Annotated in this window: 15 protein-coding genes; 7 read left to right on the forward strand and 8 right to left on the reverse strand. The window is 70.2% G+C overall.

Translation table 11 applies throughout. The annotated features are described in order from the left end of the window. Positions 1 to 41: 41 nt before the first annotated feature. Genes narI through OHA25_RS18815 form a run of 4 tightly spaced genes read right to left on the reverse strand, consistent with a single transcriptional unit; the run spans position 42 to position 6,368 of the window. On the reverse strand, positions 42 to 722 hold the full coding sequence (gene narI, locus OHA25_RS18800) for a respiratory nitrate reductase subunit gamma (RefSeq protein WP_327588852.1): 681 nt from the start codon (positions 720 to 722) through the stop codon (positions 42 to 44). Then, on the reverse strand, positions 719 to 1,273 hold the full coding sequence (gene narJ / locus OHA25_RS18805; RefSeq protein WP_327588853.1) for a nitrate reductase molybdenum cofactor assembly chaperone: 555 nt from the start codon (positions 1,271 to 1,273) through the stop codon (positions 719 to 721). The genes narI and narJ overlap by 4 nt, the downstream gene beginning before the upstream one ends. After that, the gene (gene narH / locus OHA25_RS18810; RefSeq protein WP_327588854.1) at positions 1,270 to 2,874 is read right to left on the reverse strand and encodes a nitrate reductase subunit beta; all 1,605 of its coding nucleotides are present in this window, start codon (positions 2,872 to 2,874) and stop codon (positions 1,270 to 1,272) included. Before narH ends, narJ begins: the two co-directional genes overlap by 4 nt. Continuing rightward, positions 2,874 to 6,368 carry a nitrate reductase subunit alpha gene (locus tag OHA25_RS18815; RefSeq protein WP_327588855.1) on the reverse strand — a complete coding sequence of 1,165 codons (3,495 nt, stop codon included), beginning with the start codon at positions 6,366 to 6,368 and terminating at the stop codon, positions 2,874 to 2,876. Before OHA25_RS18815 ends, narH begins: the two co-directional genes overlap by 1 nt. A gap of 45 nt (positions 6,369 to 6,413) precedes the next feature. On the opposite strand from OHA25_RS18815, the gene OHA25_RS18820 reads away from it, so the two are divergent. From OHA25_RS18820 to OHA25_RS18830, 3 genes are all read left to right on the forward strand, one after another. After that, positions 6,414 to 7,577, forward strand: coding sequence for an MFS transporter (locus tag OHA25_RS18820; protein WP_327588856.1), 1,164 nt, complete (start codon positions 6,414 to 6,416; stop codon positions 7,575 to 7,577). Between the two features lie 218 nt (positions 7,578 to 7,795). Then, positions 7,796 to 10,042, forward strand: coding sequence for an ABC transporter ATP-binding protein (locus OHA25_RS18825; RefSeq protein ID WP_327588857.1), 2,247 nt, complete (start codon positions 7,796 to 7,798; stop codon positions 10,040 to 10,042). 3 nt (positions 10,043 to 10,045) lie between these two features. Next, positions 10,046 to 11,803 (forward strand): ABC transporter ATP-binding protein, encoded by a 1,758-nt coding sequence (locus OHA25_RS18830; RefSeq protein ID WP_327588858.1) that lies wholly within the window; start codon positions 10,046 to 10,048, stop codon positions 11,801 to 11,803. 143 nt (positions 11,804 to 11,946) lie between these two features. Here the strand turns inward: OHA25_RS18830 and OHA25_RS18835 are convergent, their stop codons facing one another. Then, on the reverse strand, positions 11,947 to 13,371 hold the full coding sequence (locus tag OHA25_RS18835) for an alpha/beta fold hydrolase (RefSeq protein ID WP_327588859.1): 1,425 nt from the start codon (positions 13,369 to 13,371) through the stop codon (positions 11,947 to 11,949). 124 nt (positions 13,372 to 13,495) lie between these two features. Further along, entirely contained in the window at positions 13,496 to 15,568 is a 2,073-nt protein-coding gene (locus tag OHA25_RS18840; RefSeq protein ID WP_327588860.1) for a S9 family peptidase, read from the reverse strand. Positions 15,569 to 15,647: 79 nt separating this feature from the next. Here OHA25_RS18840 and mshB point away from each other — a divergent pair, with 79 nt between their 5' ends. Genes mshB through OHA25_RS18855 form a run of 3 tightly spaced genes read left to right on the forward strand, consistent with a single transcriptional unit; the run spans position 15,648 to position 17,493 of the window. Beyond that, positions 15,648 to 16,553, forward strand: coding sequence for an N-acetyl-1-D-myo-inositol-2-amino-2-deoxy-alpha-D-glucopyranoside deacetylase (mshB, locus tag OHA25_RS18845; RefSeq protein ID WP_327588861.1), 906 nt, complete (start codon positions 15,648 to 15,650; stop codon positions 16,551 to 16,553). A gap of 11 nt (positions 16,554 to 16,564) precedes the next feature. After that, positions 16,565 to 16,981, forward strand: a complete 417-nt coding sequence (locus tag OHA25_RS18850) for a DUF6113 family protein (protein WP_305923979.1) — start codon at positions 16,565 to 16,567, stop codon at positions 16,979 to 16,981. A gap of 17 nt (positions 16,982 to 16,998) precedes the next feature. After that, positions 16,999 to 17,493 carry a flavin reductase family protein gene (locus OHA25_RS18855; protein ID WP_327588862.1) on the forward strand — a complete coding sequence of 165 codons (495 nt, stop codon included), beginning with the start codon at positions 16,999 to 17,001 and terminating at the stop codon, positions 17,491 to 17,493. A gap of 165 nt (positions 17,494 to 17,658) precedes the next feature. Here the strand turns inward: OHA25_RS18855 and OHA25_RS18860 are convergent, their stop codons facing one another. Beyond that, complete coding sequence (locus OHA25_RS18860) at positions 17,659 to 18,318, reverse strand: hypothetical protein (protein WP_327588863.1); 660 nt, start codon at positions 18,316 to 18,318, stop codon at positions 17,659 to 17,661. Between the two features lie 357 nt (positions 18,319 to 18,675). Between OHA25_RS18860 and OHA25_RS18865 the strand changes: the two genes are divergently transcribed. Then, positions 18,676 to 19,101 carry a hypothetical protein gene (locus tag OHA25_RS18865; RefSeq protein ID WP_327588864.1) on the forward strand — a complete coding sequence of 142 codons (426 nt, stop codon included), beginning with the start codon at positions 18,676 to 18,678 and terminating at the stop codon, positions 19,099 to 19,101. Positions 19,102 to 19,166: 65 nt separating this feature from the next. Here OHA25_RS18865 and OHA25_RS18870 read toward each other — a convergent pair whose 3' ends face one another. Beyond that, positions 19,167 to 20,018, reverse strand: a complete 852-nt coding sequence (locus OHA25_RS18870) for a hypothetical protein (RefSeq protein WP_327588865.1) — start codon at positions 20,016 to 20,018, stop codon at positions 19,167 to 19,169. Between the last annotated feature and the right edge of the window lie 54 nt (positions 20,019 to 20,072).

Here is a 20,072-nt window from a genome sequence, read left to right on the forward strand (position 1 = left end):
GATTCTGGCGCACGGAAACCCCTCCTGGGACCCGTGGCGCGTTACCTCGGCCGCCTCCGATACACGATGTAAGGACGGAACAAATAGCCCAACGGGGCGGAAAGCGCATGCACCAAGCGGCTGAACGGGAAAAGTACGATCAGCGCCATCCCGATCAATGTGTGCACCTTGTAAAGGCCGCTCGCCTGTCCCATCGCCGTCACGTCGGGCTGGAAGATGAGCACACCGCGGAACCAGGGTCCGACCGTGGTCCGATAACTCACCTCGCTGGGCACGAACCCCGCCACGGTCGTCACCACTCCCGAGAAGATCGCCGCCGTCAGCACGGCGTACATGGTCTTGTCGTTGGCCGTGGTCGCCAGGAACACGGGACCGGTGGTGCGGCGGCGGTAGATCAGCAGGCCCACCGCCACGAGCGTGGCAAGGCCGGCGATCCCGCCCCAGGTGAGCGCGTTCACGTGGTAGGCGTGGTTGCTCACGCCGATGGCGTTGGTCCAGCTCGCCGGGATGAGCAGCCCGGTGATGTGGCCGATGATCACGAAGAGCAGCGCGTAGTGGAACAGCGGGCTGGCCACCCGCAGCAGCCGGCTCTCGTAGAGCTGGGAGGAGCGCGTGGTCCAGCCGAACTTGTCGTACCGGTAGCGCCAGAGCAGCCCGCCGACGAAGATCACGATCGTGACGTACGGCAGGACGATCCACATCACGCTCTCGCCCCAGCTCATGCGTGCCTCCCCACGGTCTCGGCAGGCGGCCCGCCCGTGGCCAGCCGGCTCGCCGCGGCCCGCTGGGCGGCGGTGAGCGGCGGGAGCGCGGCGCACACGGCGCCGATCACGTGCGCGTACGGCGACTCGCGTGCCGCCAGGGAGGCCAGCAGCAGCTCCAGCCCCACACGATGCTCGGCGAGCAGCGCGGGCCCGGAGGGGTCGAGCGCGGCGAACTCCAGCACGACCGGCAGGAAGTCCGGCAGCTCGTCCTCCATCAGCTCCCATCCCGCGGCGCGGTAGCGGCGTTTCAGCGCGGCCAGCGACTCGCCCCGGCGGCGGGTGTCGCCGTCGGTGTAGTAGGTCAGGTAGAGGCAGCAGCGCCGGTTCAGGTCGAACGTCTCCACGTAGTGCGCGGCCAGCTCGCCGGGACCCAGCTCGGCGGCCCGGCCGAGGAACTCGGCGAAGTACGGCTCGGCCGCCTCCCTGATCAGCGGCAGACGTCGCCAGAACCGTTCGTCGGGGTAGGCCAGCAGATGAGCGGCGGCCTGCCAGAGCACGCGCCCGGTCATGTCTTCTTCCTCCGCGGCGGGAACAGCCCGGCCGGAGTGCCCCGGCCGTCCCAGTTGAGGAGGTTCACCCGGTCGTGGGTGATCTCGTCGCTGGTCTGGCGCTCCTTCAGGCCGTGGAAGCTCTCGATCGAGACCGGCACGGGATGGCCCGACGTCTCGCCGAACGGGGGCTGCATGCCGGGCCCGCCGTCGTAGTCCAGGCTGCACGCGCCTTCCTCCCAGATCCCCGGCGGGTTGCCGTACGCGGTCGGGATCACATAACGCTCGTCGTACTTGGCGAGCGCCAGCAGCCGGTACATGGCGTTCAGCTCGTCCTCCTCCAGGCCCGCGTCGGGCGGAACCGGCTGCGGCACGCCCAGGTTGACCGCCCGCATGTACGAGCGCATCGCGGCCAGGCGGCGCAGCGCGGCGGTCACCGGCGCCGGGTCGCCCGCGGTGAACAGCTCGGCCAGGTAGCCGACGGGGATGCGCAGCGCCTCGATGGCGGCGAACAGGTTGACCGCGTCCTCGCCGTCGTGGCCGGTGCCGGCGAGCGCGTCCACGACGGGGGAGAGCGGCGGGACGTACCAGACCATGGGGAGGGTCCGGTACTCCGGGTGCAGGGGGAGCGCGATCCGGTATTTCTTGATCAGCTGGTAGACGGGCGATCTGCGCGCGGCTTCCACCCAGTCGGGAGGCAGGCCGGCGTCGGCGACGGCCGGGTCGTCGGGGTCGACGAAGATGTCCAGCTGGGCCTCGTACAGGTCGCGTTCGTCGGGGACCGAGGCGGCCGCCGAGACCCGGTCGGCGTCGTACAGCAGGACCCCGATGTAGCGGAGGCGGCCGACACACGTCTCCGAGCAGACGGTCGGCAGGCCGACCTCGACCCGCGGATAGCAGAACGTGCACTTCTCGGCCTTGCCGGTCTTGTGGTTGAAGTACATCTTCTTGTACGGGCAGCCGGTCACGCACATGCGCCAGCCGCGGCAGCGGTCCTGGTCCACCAGCACGATGCCGTCCTCCTCGCGCTTGTACAGCGCCCCCGACGGGCAGGAGGCCACGCACGACGGGTTGAGGCAGTGCTCGCAGATGCGCGGCAGGTAGAACATGAACGCTTCTTCGAACGACAGCTTGACCTGCTCCGACACCTGCTCCAGCACCGGGTCGGGCGTGGGGTCGCCGCCGAGGCTGTCGTCCCAGTTGGCGCTCCAGCGGATCTTTGTGGGCTCGCCGCTGATCAGCGACCTGGGCGGCGCGACGGGGATGTCCTCGGAGAGGGGCGCGTTCGTGAGGTTCTCGTAGTCGTAGGTCCAGGGCTCGTAGTAGTCCTGGATGGACGGCATGATCGGGTTGGCGAAGATGGTGAGCAGCTTGCGCAGGCGGCCGCCCGCCCGGAGCTGGAGTTTGCCCTTCCGGTCGAGGGTCCAGCCGCCGTGCCAGCGGTCCTGGTCCTCGTACCGTCTGGGGTAGCCCTGGCCGGGGCGGGTCTCGACGTTCTGCCACCAGACGTACTCGACGCCGGGCCGGTTGGTCCAGGTCTGTTTGCACGTGACCGAGCAGGTGTGGCACCCGATGCATTTGTCCAGGTTCATCACCATGGCGATCTGGGCCATGATCCGCATCAGTAACGTACCTCCTGGGATCTGCGACGAATGGTGGTCAGCTCGTCGCGCTGGTTGCCGGTGGGGCCGAGGTAGTTGAAGCCGTACGAGAGCTGGGCGTAACCGCCGATCATGTGCGTCGGCTTGATGAGGACCCTCGTCAGAGCGTTGTGGATGCCGCCGCGACGGCCGGTGGCCTCCGACTTCGGCACGTCGATCAGGCGGTCCTGGGCGTGGTGCATATAGACCGTGCCGACCGGCATGCGGTGGGAGACGATCGCCCGCGCCACGACCACGCCGTTGCGGTTGACCGCCTCGATCCAGTCGTTGTCGGCCACCCCGATCCTGGCGGCGTCCTCGACGGACATCCAGATCGTGGGGCCGCCGCGGGAGAGCGACAACATGAGCAGGTTGTCCTGATACTCGGAGTGGATCGACCACTTGCTGTGCGGGGTCAAGTACCGCAGCGTGCCGGTCTCGCCCAGCAGCGCGGCCAGGTCCAGCGGGGGGCGGAAGATCGGCAGGGCCTCGCCGTACTCGTGCATCCAGTCGTGGTCGAGGAAGAAATGCATGCGGCCGGTGAGGGTGTGCCAGGGTTTGCCGTTCTCGACGTTGATCGTGAAGGGGGAGTAGCGGCGGTTGTGCGCCTCCTTGCCGGACCATTCGGGGCTGGCGGCGACGTGCACCGGCCTGGCCTGGGTGTCGGCGAAGACGATGCGGTGACCCTCGTGGGCGAGGCCGTCGAGGTCGGTGCCGGTCCGTGCGGCGAGCTGGCGGAAACCCTGGACGGCCAGGCGGCCGTTGCTGACGCCCGACAGGGCGAGGATGGCCTCGCAGGCCTTGGAGTCGGTGTCCAGCTCCGGCCTGCCCTTGGCCACGCCGCGCGGGACGAGGCCGCAGCGCTGGCCCAGCCAGGCCACCTCCTCGTCGGGCAGGAAGGTCACGCCCTTGACCGGGAGGCCGAGCTTCTCCGTCAGCGGGCCGAGCGCGCCCAGTTTCTCGGCGATCGCGCCGTAGTCGCGCTCGACGAGCTTGAGGTCAGGGCCGGCGTCCCGGGCCAGCTCGCCTGGGGTGTCGTGCTGGTGCGCGGTCGCGACCACGTCGCGGCGCACGCCCAGGTGCTCTCTGGCGAGGTCGCTGAAGGCGCGGGCGATGAGGTGGAAGGCGGTGAAATCCGTCTTCGTCTGCCAGGGAGGGGTGATCGCCGGGTTGAACGCGTGCACGAACGGATGCATGTCCGTGGAGGACAGGTCGTGCTTCTCGTACCAGGTGGCGGCCGGGAGCACGATGTCGGAGAAGACCGTCGAGGACGTCATCCGGAAGTCGAGGGTGAGGAGGAGATCCAGCTTGCCCGTCGCCGCCTCCTCGTCGGGGTGCTCCAGGTTGGATGTCGCGCCCAGGAGGTGGTGCAGGAAGTACTCATCGCCCTTGGCCGAGGAGCCGAGGAGGTTGGAGCGCCAGAGGGTGAGTACGCGCGGCCAGTTGCGTGGGTCGTCCGGGTGCTCGACGGCGTACCCGAGCCGGCCGGCCCGCAGCTCGTCGCGGGTGTGAGCGATGGGGTCGTCCGCGTCGCCGAGGTCCAGCGGGTTGCGGTCGAACATCGGGGACATCGGCATCCAGCCGTTGCGCACGGCCTCCGTGATGAGGTCGGCGGTGTGCTTGCCGCGGAAGGCGCCGCGGGCCAGAGGCGAGGTCAGCTCGCCGGCGTCGAAGCGGTCGTAGCGCCACTGGTCGGTGTGCAGATACCAGAACGGCGTGCCCGGGGTCTGCCGGGGCGGCCGGGACCAGTCCGTGGCGCTCGCCAGCAGTGCCCATCCGGTCTGCGGGCGGCATTTCTCCTGGCCCACGTAGTGCGCCCAGCCGCCGCCGTTGCGGCCCTGGCAGCCGGTCAGCAGGAGCAGCGACAGGAACGCCCGGTAGATCGTGTCGCCGTGGAACCACTGCGTGGTGCCCGCCCCCAGGATGATCATGCAGCGGCCCTTGGACACCTCCGCCGTCCTGGCGAACTCCCTGGCGATCTTGGTGGCGCGCTCGGCCGGGACGCCCGTGATCGGCTCCTGCCAGGCCGGCGTGTACGGCTGCGCGGCGTCCTCGTAGCCGGTCGGCCAATCGCCGGGCAGCCCCTCCCGCTGGACGCCGTACTGGGCGAGCAGCAGGTCGAACACCGTGGTGACGAGATGGTCTCCGACCTTCACCACCGGCACGCCCCGGTGGGTCGCGGCGCCGCCGTCGAAGCGGGGCAGCAGCACCTCCTTGCTCTGCCCGCGCCCGAGGAGGGTGAGCTCGGGGTCCGTGTCGAGGTTCAGGTTCCAGCGGCCCTTGCCCGACTCCGTCCAGCGGAAGCCGATCGAGCCGTTCGGCACCACCGGCACGCCGTCCCGCGACATGAAGACGGTCTTCCACTCGGCCGCCTCCTCGTCCGAGCCCAGGTCCCGCGCCGTGAGGAACTTGCCGGGCAGCCAGGCGCCCTCGTGCTCCTCCAACCGCACGAGGAAGGGCAGATCGGTGAACCGCTTGATGTAGTCGGTGAAGAACGGCGTCTCGCGGTCGACGAAGAACTCCTTGAGCAGGACGTGCCCCATGGCCATGGCCAGCGCGCCGTCCGTGCCCGGACGCACGCTCAGGAACTCGTCGGCGAAGGTGGCGGCGTCGTTGTAGTCGGGGCTCACGACCACGACCTTCTGGCCGCGGTAGCGGGCCTCGGCCATCCAGTGGGTGTCGGGGGTGCGGGTGACGGGGACGTTCGCGCCCCACATCATCAGGTACGCGGCGTCCCACCAGTCCGCGGACTCCGGCACGTCGGTCTGGTCGCCGAACACCTGGGGGGAGGCCACCGGCAGGTCGGCGTACCAGTCGTAGAAGGACAACATGGTGCCGCCGATCAGGGACACGAACCTGGAGCCGATCGCGTGGGAGACCATCGACATGGCGGGGATGGGGGAGAAGCCGGCGATGCGGTCCGGGCCGTAGGCCTTGATGGTGTGGACGTGGGCGGCGGCGATCATCTCGGTGGCCAGGTCCCAGCTGACGCGGACGAGGCCGCCCCGGCCGCGGGCTTTTTGGTACTTTTCCCGCTTTTCCGGATTTGTCGTGATTTCGGCCCATGCGGCCACCGGGTCGCCGAGGCGTTGCCGAGCATCGGCGTACATCTCGAGCAGGACGCGCCGGGCGTACGGGTAGCGGATCCGCGTCGGCGAGTAGGTGTACCAGGAGAAGGCGGCCCCGCGCGGGCAGCCGCGCGGCTCATACTCGGGGCGGTCGGGGCCCACGCTCGGGTAGTCGGTCTGCTGGGCCTCCCACGTGATGATGCCGTCCTTGACGTAGACCTTCCACGAGCACGATCCCGTGCAGTTCACGCCGTGCGTGGAGCGGACCACCTTGTCGTGGCTCCATCGGTCCCGGTAGAAGGCGTCGCCCTCGACGCCGCCCGTCAGGTGGATGGCCCGCAGGTCAGGGCTCGTGGCCGACCTGCGTAGGAACCGGCCCATCTTCAGTAGGACGTCCTCCGCGCTCATACCCCCACTTCATCACAGAACGTAGTCCTCTGTTACACAGGGTATATGTCTGAGCTTCGTAAAGGTCAGGTGCGGAACCTGGCGCTGGCCACGATGGCGTTCGCGATCACGTTCTGGGCGTGGAACCTGATCGGGCCACTGGCGGGGAGCTACAGCAGGCGACTCGGATTGTCGCCGACGCAGACGTCGTTGCTGGTCGCGATCCCGGTGCTGGTCGGTGCTCTGGGGCGGATCCCAGTGGGGATGCTGGCCGACCGGCTCGGCGGGCGGCGCATGTTCGCCGCGGTCTGTTTCGTCTCGATCGTGCCCGTGCTGTCCGTCGGGTGGTCGGACTCGTACGGGTGGCTGCTGTTCTGGGGGTTTCTGCTCGGCATTCCCGGCACGTCGTTCGCGATCGGCATCCCCTTCGTGAACGCCTGGTACGAGCCCGCCCGCCGGGGCTTCGCGACCGGCGTGTTCGGGGCGGGCATGGGCGGGGCCGCGCTGTCGGCGTTCTGCACGCCGCGCCTGGTGGAGGCCTTCGGGCGCGGAGCTGCCCATGTGCTGATGGCGGCGCTGCTGGCGCTGACCGGCGTGATCATGCTGGGCGGCAGCCGCGACTCGCCCCGCTGGTCGCCCGCCACCGCCTCCGGGCCGGCCGCCCGGGAGGCGCTGCGCATCAAGGCGACCTGGCAGTGCGCGTTCCTGTACGCGGTCGCGTTCGGCGGGTTCGTGGCGTTCTCCACGTACCTGCCGACGTTGCTGGCGAACGTTTACCAGTTCGTTCAGACCGATGCCGGACTGCGTTCGGCCGGGTTCTCGATCGCGGCCGTGCTGTCCAGGCCGCTGGGCGGCACCGTCTCCGACCGGATCGGGGCCGTGCGGGTATTGCTGATCGCGTTCGCCGGGATCGCGGTCATGGCGCTCGTCTTGGCGTGGCGGCCGCCGCTCGAGGTGCCTGCCGGGGTGAGCTTCGTACTCATGGCCTTCTTCCTGGGGCTTGGGACGGGCGGTGTGTTCGCGTTGGTGGCCAAGGTCGTCGAGGCCTCCAAGGTGGGCACGGTGACCGGTCTCGTCGGCGCGGCCGGAGGGCTCGGCGGGTACTTTCCGCCGCTCGTGATGGGCGTCGTCTACAGCGCCGCAGGGGCGTACACGATCGGGTACGTCTTGCTGACGGTGACGGCGTTGGTCGCGCTGGCGTACACGTGGCGGGCCTTCCGTGCCGTCTGACCGCGGGCGCCCTTCGGTGGAGTTGTGGACGGGGCAGTCGCGGGGGCGACGTGCCCTGGAGGGGTGGACGGGACAGCCTCGGGGGCGACGAGCCCTGGAGGTGCGCACGGGACAGCCATGGGGGCGACGTGCCCTGGCGGCGTTTCGGATGCTCAGGCCAGGCCGCGCGGGAAAACCGTTTGCTGGACCGGGGAACATCTTGTCAATCTTGTCGAGCTATGCGCTCCCTTCCTGAGGCCGATCCCGGCGTGCCCGACATCCGCAGCCCGCTCCGCTTTCTGTGGTGGACCGCGCGGCGGCAGGCGCCATCCCTGCTCGCGGGCATCGGCTACGCGACCCTGTGGTGGCTGGTGCAGGCCTTGATGCCGGCCGTGCTCGGGCAGGGCATCGAGGCCGTGACCGCCAAGGACACGCGGGCGCTGCTGATCTGGTCGTCGATTCTGTTCGGGCTGGGGTTGCTGCAGGCGTTCGGCGGAGTCATGCGGCACCGGCTGGCCGTCTACAACTGGCTGGCCGCCGCCTACCGCACCGTGCAGCTCACGGCCAGGCAGGCCGCCAGGCTCGGCGCCACGCTCCCTAAACGGCTCTCGACCGGCGAGGTCATCAGCGTCGGCAACTCCGACATCGCCCACATCGGCAGCTCCATGGACATTCTGCTGCGCGGCGCCGGCTCCGTCGTGGCGATCATCACCGTCACCGTGATCCTCATCTCGACCTCGCTGCCGCTCGGGCTGCTCGTGCTGTTCGGCGTGCCGCTCATGGCCGTCGCGGTCGGGCCGCTGCTCAGGCCCCTGCACCGGCGGCAGGCCAGGCAACGCGAGCTGACCGGCGAGCTGTCCACCAGAGCCGCCGACATCGTGGCCGGGCTGCGGGTGCTGCGCGGCATCGGCGGCGAGCAGGTGTTCGCCGAGCGTTACCGGGAGGAGTCGCAGCGGGCGCGGCAGGCAGGCGTGCGGGTGGCCCGGGTCGAATCGGTGCTGGAAGGCGCCCAGATCCTGCTGCCCGGCCTGCTCATCGCGGTCGTCACCGGCGTCGGCGCCTCCTTCGCCGTGGCCGGGGAGATCCCCACCGGGCAACTTGTCGCGTTCTACCTGTACGCGGTGTTCCTCATCGGCCCCATGCGCACGCTCACCGAGATGGCGGACAAGCTCACCAAGGGGCATGTGGCGGCCGGACGGGTGATCCGCATCCTGTCCCTGGAGCCCGAGGTCAAGGGCGGTCAGGGGAGCAGCCCGGGTGGGGTGCTGCGGGACTCGTACAGCGGGGTCACGGTGCAGCCGGGCATGCTCACGGCGGTGGCCGCGAACGCGCCCGAGGATGCCATCGCCATCGCCGACCGGCTCGGCCGCTACACCGTCGGGGACGTCATGTTCGGGGCGGCCGACCTCGGCACGTTGCCGCTGGATGAAGTCCGCCGCCGCATCCTCGTCGCCGACAACGCCGCCCGCCTCTTCACCGGCCGCCTGCGGGACGAACTGACCATCCGCACCGACCCGGCCCTGGGCACCGACCCGGCCCTGGGCGCCGACCCGGCCCTGGGCGCCGACCCGGCCCTGGGCGCCGACCCGGCCCTCCGCACCGAGCCGGCCCTGGGTGTCGATCCGGCCCTGGATGTCGATCCGGCCCGCCGCGTCGACCCGGCCCTCGGCACCGACGCTGGTCCAAGGCCGGACGCCCGCGATGCGGCTCCCGGCCGGATGCGAGCGTTCGTCCGGGCCGACACCCCTGCGCGGCGCGGCGCCTGGCCAGACGGCGGCGGGCCAGACGGCGGCGGGCCAGACGACGGCGGGTTGGACGGCGCCATCAGCCTCATCGATGGGGCCGACGGAGAGCCGACCGACGGAGGGCTGGCCGACGGAGGGCTGGCCGACGGACGGCTGATCGGTGGAGGGTCGGCCGACGGGCGGCTGGTCGATGGGCGGCTGGTCGATGGGCGGCTGGTCGATGGCCGGTTGGTCGACGGCGGGTTGGTCGACGGCGGGTTGGTCGACGGCGGGTTGGTCGATGGCGGGTTGGCCGACGGAGGGTGGAAGGTGCGGGACGGCGAGGGCGCCGGCGGTGAGCGGATGCGCGAGGCGCTCTACACGGCCTGTGCGGACGACATCATCGAAGCCCTGCCCGACGGGCTCGACACGTGGGTGGCGGAGGCGGGCCGGGAGTTCTCCGGTGGACAGCAGCAGCGGCTGCGGCTGGTCAGGGCGCTGCTGGCCGATCCCGAAGTGCTCATCCTGGTCGAGCCCACCAGCGCCGTCGACGCCCACAGCGAGGCCCGCATCGCCGAGCGCCTGGCCGCGAGCCGCGCCGGCAAGACCACGCTGATCTGCACCACCAGCCCGCTGGTGCTCGACCGAACGGACCACGTGATCTACATCGAGAACGGCCGGGTGCTCGCCGAGGGCACGCACCGGCAGCTGCTGGACAGCTCGCCTGAATACGCGGCGACCGTCACTCGTGGAGAGGACTGACCCGTGGCCCGTGACATTCTGCCGATCGCCGACCGGAAGCAGGTGCGCGCATACGCCCGGCGGCTGACGCTCAAATATCCGCGCCAGCTCACCATTGCCCTTCTGCTGCACGGGCTGGCCGCAGTGGCCGGGCTGGTCGTGCCGTGGCAGCTGGGTGAGCTGGTCGAGGACGTCGAGCGCGGCGCCGAGGTCCACGTCACCCTGGTGGCCGCCGCCATCGGCGGGTTCCTGCTGCTGGAGGGCGTGCTCATGCGGTACGCCGTGCTGGCCTCCGCCCAACTCGGCGAGAAGGTCCTGGCCGAGCTGCGTGAGGAATTCGTGGACCAGGTGCTCGCCCTGCCGCTGTCCACGGTCGAGCGGGCCGGTTCCGGCGACCTGATCACCAGAACCTCCCGTGACGTGGACTCCCTGTCGCGCACGGTCCGGCACGCCGTGCCGGAGACGCTGATCGCGATGGTCACCTTCCTGATCACCATGGGCGCGCTGGTGCTGGTCAGTCCGCTGCTCATGCTTCCGATGCTGATCGCGGGGCCGGTCCTCTGGGTGGCCACCCGCTGGTATCTGAAGCGGGCGCGTGACGGCTACCTGCGCGAGAACGCCGCATACGCCGACATGACCGAAGGACTGGCCGAGACCGTCGAGGGTGCCAGGGCCGTGGAGGCGCTGGGCCTCCAGGAGCGCCGCCGGGCGCGTACCGACGGCGACATCCGGAGCTCGTACGCGGCCGAGCGGTATACGCTCGGGCTGCGCGTCAGGTGGTATCCCGCCGTCGAGCTGGGCTACATCATCCCGGTGGTGAGCGCGCTGCTGGTCGGCGGCCTGTTCTACACCAACGGCTGGGTGACGCTCGCCCAGGTGACCGCCGCCGCGCTCTATGCCCAGCAGTTGATCGACCCGCTCGACAGGTTCCTGATGTGGATCGACGAGCTGCAGGTGGGCGGCGCGGCCATGGCGCGCCTCCTCGGCGTGGCCAACGTGCCCGAGGACCGCGTGCCCTCCTCCACACAGCCCTCGGGGGAGCTGCTGGAGGCCTCCGACGTCAGGTACGCCTACCGCGAGGGCCGCGACGTGCTGCACGGCGTGTCGCTGACCGTGCAGCCCGGCGAACGGCTGGCCATGGTCGGGCCTTCCGGGGCGGGCAAGTCCACGCTGGGACGGTTGCTGGCGGGCATCCACGGGCCGCGCACCGGCTCGGTGAGCGTGGGCGGCGTGCCGCTCGTGGACCTGCCGCTGAACGACCTGCGGGGGCACGTCGCGCTGGTCACCCAGGAGCACCACGTGTTCAAGGGCACCGTGCGCGACAACCTCCTGATCGCCCGGCCTCACGCCGACGACGCGGCGGTGCGCAAGGCACTGGAGGCGGTGGACGCGCTCGACTGGGTGCAAGGGCTGCCTTCCGGGCTGGAGACGCAGGTCGGGTCCGGTGGGCTGGCCATCTCGCCTGCCCACGCCCAGCAGCTGGCACTGGCCAGGCTGGTGCTCGCCGACCCGCACACCCTGGTCCTGGACGAGGCCACCTCCCTCATCGACCCCCGGGCGGCCCGGCACCTGGAGCGTTCCCTGGCCGCCGTGCTGGACGGGCGTACGGTGATCGCGATCGCGCACCGCCTCTACACGGCGCATGATGCCGATCGGGTGGCGGTTGTGGAGGACGGGCGGATCAGCGAGCTGGGTTCGCATGATGAGCTGGTCGCCGAGGGCGGGTCCTATGCCGCGCTGTGGTCCAGCTGGCACGGGACATCGACGGTCGCCCGGTCCTGAGGACAGCTGGCCCGGAGGTGCGGGCACTGCCCGGTCCTGATGACAGCGGGCCCGTGAGGTGCGGGCACTGCCTGGTCCTGACGATAGCGGGCCCGTGAGGTGCGGGCACTGCCTGGTCCTGGACGATGACGATGGGTCGATGGTCAGCACTCTGCCGGGTGGGAGGGCAGGGTGCGGTCGGTGAAGTAGCGGTTGACGTGGGTGCGGGCGCACGCGTTGTTGCCGTAGAGCGTGTGGCCCGGCCCGTCATGGTAGATGGTGACGCTGCCCGGGACCTGGGACAGGACGCGGGCCACTGCGTCCGACTCGCCCCACGCGCCCGCGCCCAGCATGGGCGGCAGGCCCTTGGGGAGCGGGGCGGGCGGGTTGCTCACCGGCTGTGGCCAGCCGATGCAGCCCAGCGTCGCCGAGGCCATGGTGTTGGCGGTGCCGGTGCTGGGAGCGAGGCGCAGCAGACGGCGAGTCGTGGCGGCGGCTTCCTTGAGGTTGGCGAAACGGGGCCAGTCTGCACATTCCGTCACACCGGTGGCCTGGTCGGGGTAGCGGGAGCCGCGAGACGGGACGAAGCCTGAGGCATCGCCCTTGGCGGCCTTGCGGATGGCCTCGGCCAGTCCGGGCCAGGCCGTGGAGCCCTGGCGGGCGTGGGACAGGGCGAAGGACTGCAGGTCGCGGGCCTTGTAGGCCACGTTGGCGGTCGTGGTGGGAATGGGCGTGCGGTCGGCTCGGGCGATCAGCTCACGCCAGAGGCCGGGGACGTCATCACAGCCGTTCGCGGCGCACCAGGTGAAGAAGCGTCGCATGGCCTGCTCGTTGGACTTCGCCATTTCCTCCAGCTCGCCGGTCCAGTCGGCGGCGCTGTGGCTCCAGGTGCCGTCGAGGACCATCGTGCGGATCCGGCTGGGGAAGAGGCGGGCGTATGCCTGGCCGTAGAAGCCGGCGTAAGAAGCGCCGTAGTAGTTGAGCGGCTGGTCGCCCAGGGCCTTTCTGATCGCCTCCATGTCTCTGGCCTGGTCCGCTGAGCTCATGTTGGCGAACAGCTCGGGGTCCTTGAGCCGGCATGCCTCGGCGTAGCCGCGGTTGGTGTCGGACAGGCGGCCGAAGTCGGCGTCGTCCCGGGGGAGGTCGGGGAGGGGAATGCGGGTCCAGACACAGGGCAGGCCGGTGCTGAGACCCTGGAACTGCTCGCCGTAGCCGCGGGTGTCCCAGGTGACGATGTCCATGCGCTTGCGGAGATCGGTCCACCAAGTCGAGGCGGCTGACTGGGTGATGGCGATGCCCGGGCCGCCGGGGCCGCCGTAGGCCACCAGGACAGATCCTTCCGAGGTGCCCGAGGATCTGAGCCGCCCCAGTTTGAGGGTGATCGTGCGGCCGTCGGGCTTCTTCCAGTCGGCCGGGACTCGCAGGTCGGCACACTCCATGCCGATCTTGTCGTTGGGGCAGGGACTCCAGTCCTGGATGGTGGTCACCGTCTCGGCCGGTCTCACCGAGCGAGGTCCGGCCTGCGCCGCCGTCGCGGCCGGGACGCTCACAGTGAGCACGGAAAGGGTGATGAGGATGGGTTTCAGCATGGCGTTAACGATCGCGGACCGGCGGCCGCGGGCGCGTCAGACCAGGGTTTGGTTTTGCCGGGCGCCAAGTCCTACCACGGGTTGTCAGACCCAGACGGCGCCCGGCGATCGTGGCGGCGGCCGGTCAGGAGGTCACGCCCAGTGACTTCTTCAGGAAGTCGACCTGGAGCAGCAGCAGGTTTTCCGCCACGACCTCCTGGGGCGTCATGTGCGTGACGCCGGACAGCGGGAGCACGCTGTGCTGGCGACCGGCCGCGAGCAGGGCCGACGACAGGCGGAGCGTGTGCGCGGCCACGACGTTGTCGTCCGCCAAGCCGTGGATCAACAGCAGCGGCCGATCGAGCTTGTCGGCGTCCGCGAACAACGAGGACTTCTCGTACACCTCGGGCTGCTCGTCCGGATGGCCCAGGTATCGCTCGGTGTAGCAGGTGTCGTACAGCCGCCAGTCCGTCACCGGCGCCCCAGCCACGGCCGCGTGGAACACATCGGGGCGTCGCAGCACCGCGAGCGCGGCCAAGAAGCCGCCGAACGACCAGCCGCGAATGGCCACCTTCGTCAGGTCGAGGTCGTCGCCGTATTGCTCGGCCACGCCCTGCAGGGCGTCGATCTGGTCCTCGAGCGCCGGGGTCGCCAGGTCGCCCCGCACTGCCCGCTCGAAATCGGTGCCCCTGCCGGGGGTGCCGCGGCCGTCGGCTACGACGACGGCGAAGCCCTGCTCGGCGAACCACTGGCTCTCCAGGAACGCGCCCCTCCGGTTGAGCACCCGCTGCGCGTGCGGGCCGCCGTACGGGTCCATGAGCACCGGCAGCTTGCCCGAGCCCTGCTGGTGCCAGGAGGGCAGCACCACGGCGGTGGCCAGCTCCCTGCGGCCCGAGCGGCCGATCGAGACCCGCAGGTCGAGGCCGGGGCGCTCGGCGAAGGACGGGATCGGCACGGCCATGCCGTCGCGGCGCACCACCGTGGTCGACACGCCCTCGGTGTCGAGGCTCTGCTCGCTGAGCACGCCCACGCCACCCGCCATCCGCCCCGAGAACACCCCGGAACGGGTCGAGACCGGCAGCAGCGAGTGCCCGTCCCAGGTCCACAGCTGGATTTCGGTCGGGTCGCCGCTCGCGCTGAACAGCACGCTGTCGTGGTCGACGTCGAGCACGGCCCGCACCTGGAGCGTCGGCGGCGTGACGGCGCGCTCGCCCACGAAGAGGCGGTGGCCGCCGTCGGAGCCGGCCACCCAGACCAGCGAACCGTCGTCCAGGTGAGCGGGCACGCCGGTGACGATGTCGACCCAGGCGGGGTCGTTGTCCTGGCGGACGAGGGTGGAGGCGCCGGTCGCCGGGTCGACCGTGAACAGCCGCATCGTCTTCTGGTCGCGGGTCAGCGTCACGATCGACAGCGCGTGGGTGTCCCAGACGGCCGTCGTCAGGTATTCCTCCGCGTACGGCACCGTGACCCGCGATCCGTCGAGCCCCAGCACGTAGAGCTCGGTGATCGCGTTGGGCGTGCCGGCGGCAGGGTAGCGCTGAGCGGTCGCGGGCCGGTCGGGATTGGCCGGGTCGGCGATGTGCCAGGTGCGCACCGGAGCCTCGTCCACCCGCTCCACCAGCAGCGCGTCGCCCGACGGCGCCCACCAGTAGCCGCGCATCCTGTCCATCTCCTCAGCGGCGATGAACTCGGCCAGCCCGTACGTCACCGTCTCCGATTCCGGCGTGGCCAGCGCGCGGTCCTCGCCCGACACCAGGTCCTGGACGTGGAGCGCGCCTCCCGTCACGTAGGCGACACGTCGCCCGTCGGGGGACAGCCGGGGGTCGATGACCGCGCCCGGAGTGTCCAGCTTGCGGGCCCGGCCGGTGGCCAGGTCGACGACGTAGAGGCCGCCGGACAGGGCGAAGCAGGCGGTCGTCACGCCGGTGTCGGTGGCGTACGCGACCACGCCGCCCGCCGCCTCGCGGCTGCGCTCGCGCCTGGCCCGCTCCTCGGGCGGCAGGTCCTCGTCGTCGCCGTGGATCGCACGAGGGTCGACGACCAGGCGTTCGACGTGCGTTTCCGTGTCGAGCTCCCACAAGCACGTCACCGGGTCGGTGCCCGATCGCGTCCGCAGGAACACCACGCGGCCGCCGTCCGGCGAGATAGTGAAGCCCCTGGGCACCCCGAGGGTGAACCGGCGGGTCCTGGCAGACAGACGCGGAAAGCTCTCGCTCATGGCCCCAATCCTGCCACCGCCGGGCCCATGGCCGGGCCGGGGTCCGAGGAACAGGACCCTGGTCGGTACGCTCGTGGCCATGACTGATCGACGGCTCCTGCTCGTGCACGCCCACCCGGACGACGAGTCGATCGGCACCGGCGCGACCATGGCCAAATACGTCGCCGAGGGCGCCCACGTCACGCTCGTGACGTGCACACTGGGCGAGGAAGGGGAGATCATTCCCGGCGATCTCGCTCACCTGGCCGCAGACCAGGACGACGCGCTCGGCCCCTATCGGATCGGCGAGCTCGAGGCCGCCTGCCAGGCGCTCGGCGTCGAGGACCACCGCTTCCTCGGTGGTCCCGGACGCTGGCGGGACTCGGGGATGATGGGGGTGGCGTCCAATGACCATCCCCGGGCGTTCTGGCGCGCCGACCTCGACGAGGCCGCGGGCGAGCTGGTCAAGGTCATCCGCGAGATACGCCCGCAGGTGCTGGTCACGTACGACGACAACGGCTTCTACGGTCACCCCGACCACATCCAGGCCCACCGTGTTTCGCGCAGAGCGTTCGAGCTGGCCGCGAAGCCGGGCTTCGGCGAGGGCGAGCCATGGCAGATCGCGAAGTTCTACCACACGGCCCTGCCCAGGTCCGTCACGGGACGCACGGCGGAAGCGCTGCGCGAGGCCGATGTGGACTTCATCACCGAAAACGTCGATGACCTGCCGTTCGGCAACCGGGACGAGGACATCACCACCGAGATCGACGCGCGCCCGTGGATCGGCAACAAGATCGAGGCCATGCGCGCGCACGTCACCCAGATCAGCGTCCAGGACCCGTGGTTCGCCCTGTCCAACAAGATCGGCCAGGAGGTGCTGGGCGTCGAGCACTACATCCTGGCGGTCGGAGTGCCCGGCCGGCCGGTGCCCGGGCCGCCGGTCGAGGCAGGCGGCCTCGGTGAGCCGCACAACCGCGAGAACGATCTCTTCGCGGGCATCCACTAACCTCATTCGACATGGAGCATCGCAGCCAGGCCGAGTCGGCGCTGGGTGGGGCGGCCTACGGCATGCTGTTCGTGCTGGGGGTCGTCATGGGGGTCGTGGGCGGGTTCACGCATCCGGTGTGGCAGATCGGCCCGATTCCGGTCGCGGCCGTCGTCTGGATGCTGGCGTTGTTCGGGGTGTGCCTGGGGGCGGGCAAGCTGATGCGCGCGCGGCTCGGGGTCGTGACGACGGGAGGCGGGTGGCTACTGGTGACGATGCCGTTCGCGCTGGAGCTGGGATCCGGTGACCTCGTGATCGCGCACGGCGTTGCCGGCTACCTCTACCTGTACGGGGGGCTCGTGGCTCTCGTCGTGGCCTACTTGCTGTCGCCCTCGTCCGGCGGGGAATCGTGGCTTCTGCGGGGGTATTCTCCAAAGAATCCTATGTAGCGGCATACAGTGACTTCGTGCATTCGATAGAGCGGCCTGTGGACCCTGAGGCATATCGCAGGGTCGTCGGCCGCTTCGCCACCGGAGTCGCGATCGTCACGACCAGGCTCGGCGGCATCGATCACGCGATGACGGTGAATTCCTTCACCTCTGTTTCGCTCGAACCGCTGCTCGTGTTGTTCTGCGCCGAGAAGGTGGCCCGCTTCCACGACGTGGTGCTGGAGACGAGGGTGTGGGGGGTGTCCGTGCTGCCAGCCTCGATGGAGGACGCCTCACGGTTCTTCGCGCATCGGGGGCGGCCGTTGAACGGGCAGCTCACCAAGTGGGCGCACCATCGGGGGCATTCGGGGGTGGCGTTGTTCGACGAGGCGATCGCCACGCTGGAGTGCACGACGACGGATGTCCATGAGGGCGGAGACCATTCGATCGTGGTGGGCGAGGTGACCGCGATGGGCATGCCGTCCGAGGAGGCACCGCTCATGTACCACGAGGGGCGCTACAAGCGCCTCTAGCGCTGTCGGAGGCGGCCATCGGCCATCGCCGCATCGGCCCTGGCGCCGCGAGGGTGTTGCCGCCTGCTGTCGCCGCGCGGGTGCGTGGAGCGGGCGGTGTCCGGGCATGAGCCGGGCCAGGCACGGTGGCCTGGCCCGGTCAGACGGTCGGTCGTAACTCCGCTGTCACTGAGCGGGAGTGGTGGCCGTCTCCGTCGGTGTCGCGGTTGGTGTCTCCGTCGGGACGCCGGTCGGCGTCTCCGTGGGCGGCGGCGCCGTGTCCGTCGGGGGCTCCGAGGGCTGCTCCGGCGCCGGGCAGACGGGGATCTCCGTGGGAGTCACCGTCGGCGGCAGCGTGTCCGTCGGGGTCCCTGTCGGGGTTTCGGTAGGCGTGGCCGTCGGAGTGGTTGTCGCCGTCTCCGTCGGAGTCACGGTCGGGGTCGGGGTCGGCGTCTCGGTCGGTGGGGTCGTGGGCGTCTCTGTCGGGGTCACCGTCTCCGTCGGCGTGTCCGTGGGGACGTCGGTCGGCGTGGCGGTGTCCGTCGGTGCGGGCTGGCAGGTGACCGTCACCGTCGGACCCGGCTCGGTGACCGTGACCGTGGGGCCTGGCTCCGTGACCGTGACGGTCGGCAGAGGCGTCACGGCGACGGCGGGCTCACCACGCTTCTTGTACGAGCCCCAGCCCAGTCGCTTGATGGATTGTGCTGTTCCTTCGGTTACCGGGATGTCCGCGCTCGCGGTCTTGCACGACCTTCGCTTGCACACCTTCTGCTTGACGCTGAAGATGGCGGCCCCGGTGTACTCAATGGAGACGTCCAGGTAGGACGTGCCTCTCCTCTTGACCACCGCCGTCGTGACGACGTAGTCCTCGGTTGGTGGAGCCTCGGTGGGAGTGGGGGGCGGCGGCGTCTCAGTGGGAGTGGGGGGCGGAGTCTCGGTGGGAGTGGGGGGTGGCGGCGTCTCCGTGGGAGAAGCGGTCGGAGTCGCGGCGGCTAAAGCCACTCGCCCATCGGCAGACGTGTCAGAGAATCGTAGGGGATCGGACGTTGACGTCTGGGTGATCGCGACTCCGCCGGCTCCTGCCAGTGCGACGGTGCCGAGCAGCGCGCCCAGGAGAGAGAATCTCATAATCCTGCTCTTGTAGGAGATTTCAGGACCCTGGCCATTATTCCGACATGTCAAGATTGGTCAAGACTGAGACGCATGGACAGGCGCTTTCGGTTCCGGCGCGTGGCGAACTACATCAACCTCGCCACTCCGCTCGGTTTGCTGATCTCGATCATCGGTGGCGCCACCCGCCGACCCGGCCCTGACGGCCTCATCCTCGCCTTCGGCTATCGCTACCGCTTCCCCATCGCGGGGGCGTTCACCGTAGGGAACGTCGTCCTGACCAGGTGGGACTCGCTCAGTGACCGTCTCGTCCTGCACGAGGGGCGGCACGCCACCCAGTGGGCCTGGTGCCTCGGGCTGCCCATGTTGCCGCTCTACCTCCTGGCGATGTTGGTGTCGGTTCTGATGTGCGGGCACCAGGCGACGTACAACGTCTTCGAACGCCTGGCCGATCTGGAGGACGGCGGTTATCCCCGCGCGCAGCTGTGGTGGAGGAGGGGCGGCGGCAGCCCAGGTTGACAACCTTCAGTCAAGTTGATGCCCTGATCTGGGAGCTCGGCTGGAGGAGCCGCCCTTCCGGACCGTCAGGACGCTGTGGGGCTACGGTCAGCGTCCCCGGACTGCCATTGCTTGAGCCGGCCGAGCGCGAGGACGCCGACGGCCAGGCCGGAGATCGCGCCGGCGCAGAGCAACGACGCCGTCGACGGGCTCACGAGCGTGACACCGGCCAGGGCGAGGGCGGACACGGCGGCGGCAAACATGACGTACGTCCAGGTCGCCAGGCCCACCAGGCGCAGGCGCACATCTTCTGGGTGCGGTGTGCGGGCCAGCAGCCAGGCCAATGCGGGCAGGAGCAGGACTCCGTGCATGAACACGGCGTGGGCCGGTTTCAGCGTGACGGCCACCGTGTACGCGAGTTGCTGGTTGCCCGTCACCACCTCGACCACCCCGCGAGCGATCATGACAGCGCCGAAGACCATGGCCGCCAGTAAGGTGGCGAAGCCCGCCCGCACGGCCAGGCGCATGCTGGGCGCGAGGCCGGGGCCCGCGCGGAAGGCGGCGACCGTCATGGCGACAGCGACGGCGACGAGCACCCCGCCGCCCGCCGCCAGGGTCCTCGCGATGGCCGCGTCGGCGGCGGTCTCCATGTTGAAGTGCGACGGGACGCCGCGCCACGCCTGGAGGGTGATCAGGGCGACCTCCACCGTGGAGGCGATCGCGAAGGCGCCGACCCAGAACGGGCGGGCACGGAGCCGTACGAACTGGGAGACCCAGGTCAGGGTCAGGACGCTCAGGCCGAACGACACGCCGAACGTGAACGGCTTGCGCCACGAAACCGCGCCCTCCCAGGGCCCGCCGTCCACGACGAACACGCCCAGGTGGACGAGGCCTGCGAGCACGAGCAGGAGTCCAAGGAGATTCCAGAGGCGATTCATGTGCGCCATGCTGACAGCCGGGCCCCGCCGCGCGCGTCGGCCCACGGTTTGGAT

The sequence above is a fragment of the Nonomuraea sp. NBC_00507 genome, assembly GCF_036013525.1.
GTDB lineage: Bacteria > Actinomycetota > Actinomycetes > Streptosporangiales > Streptosporangiaceae > Nonomuraea.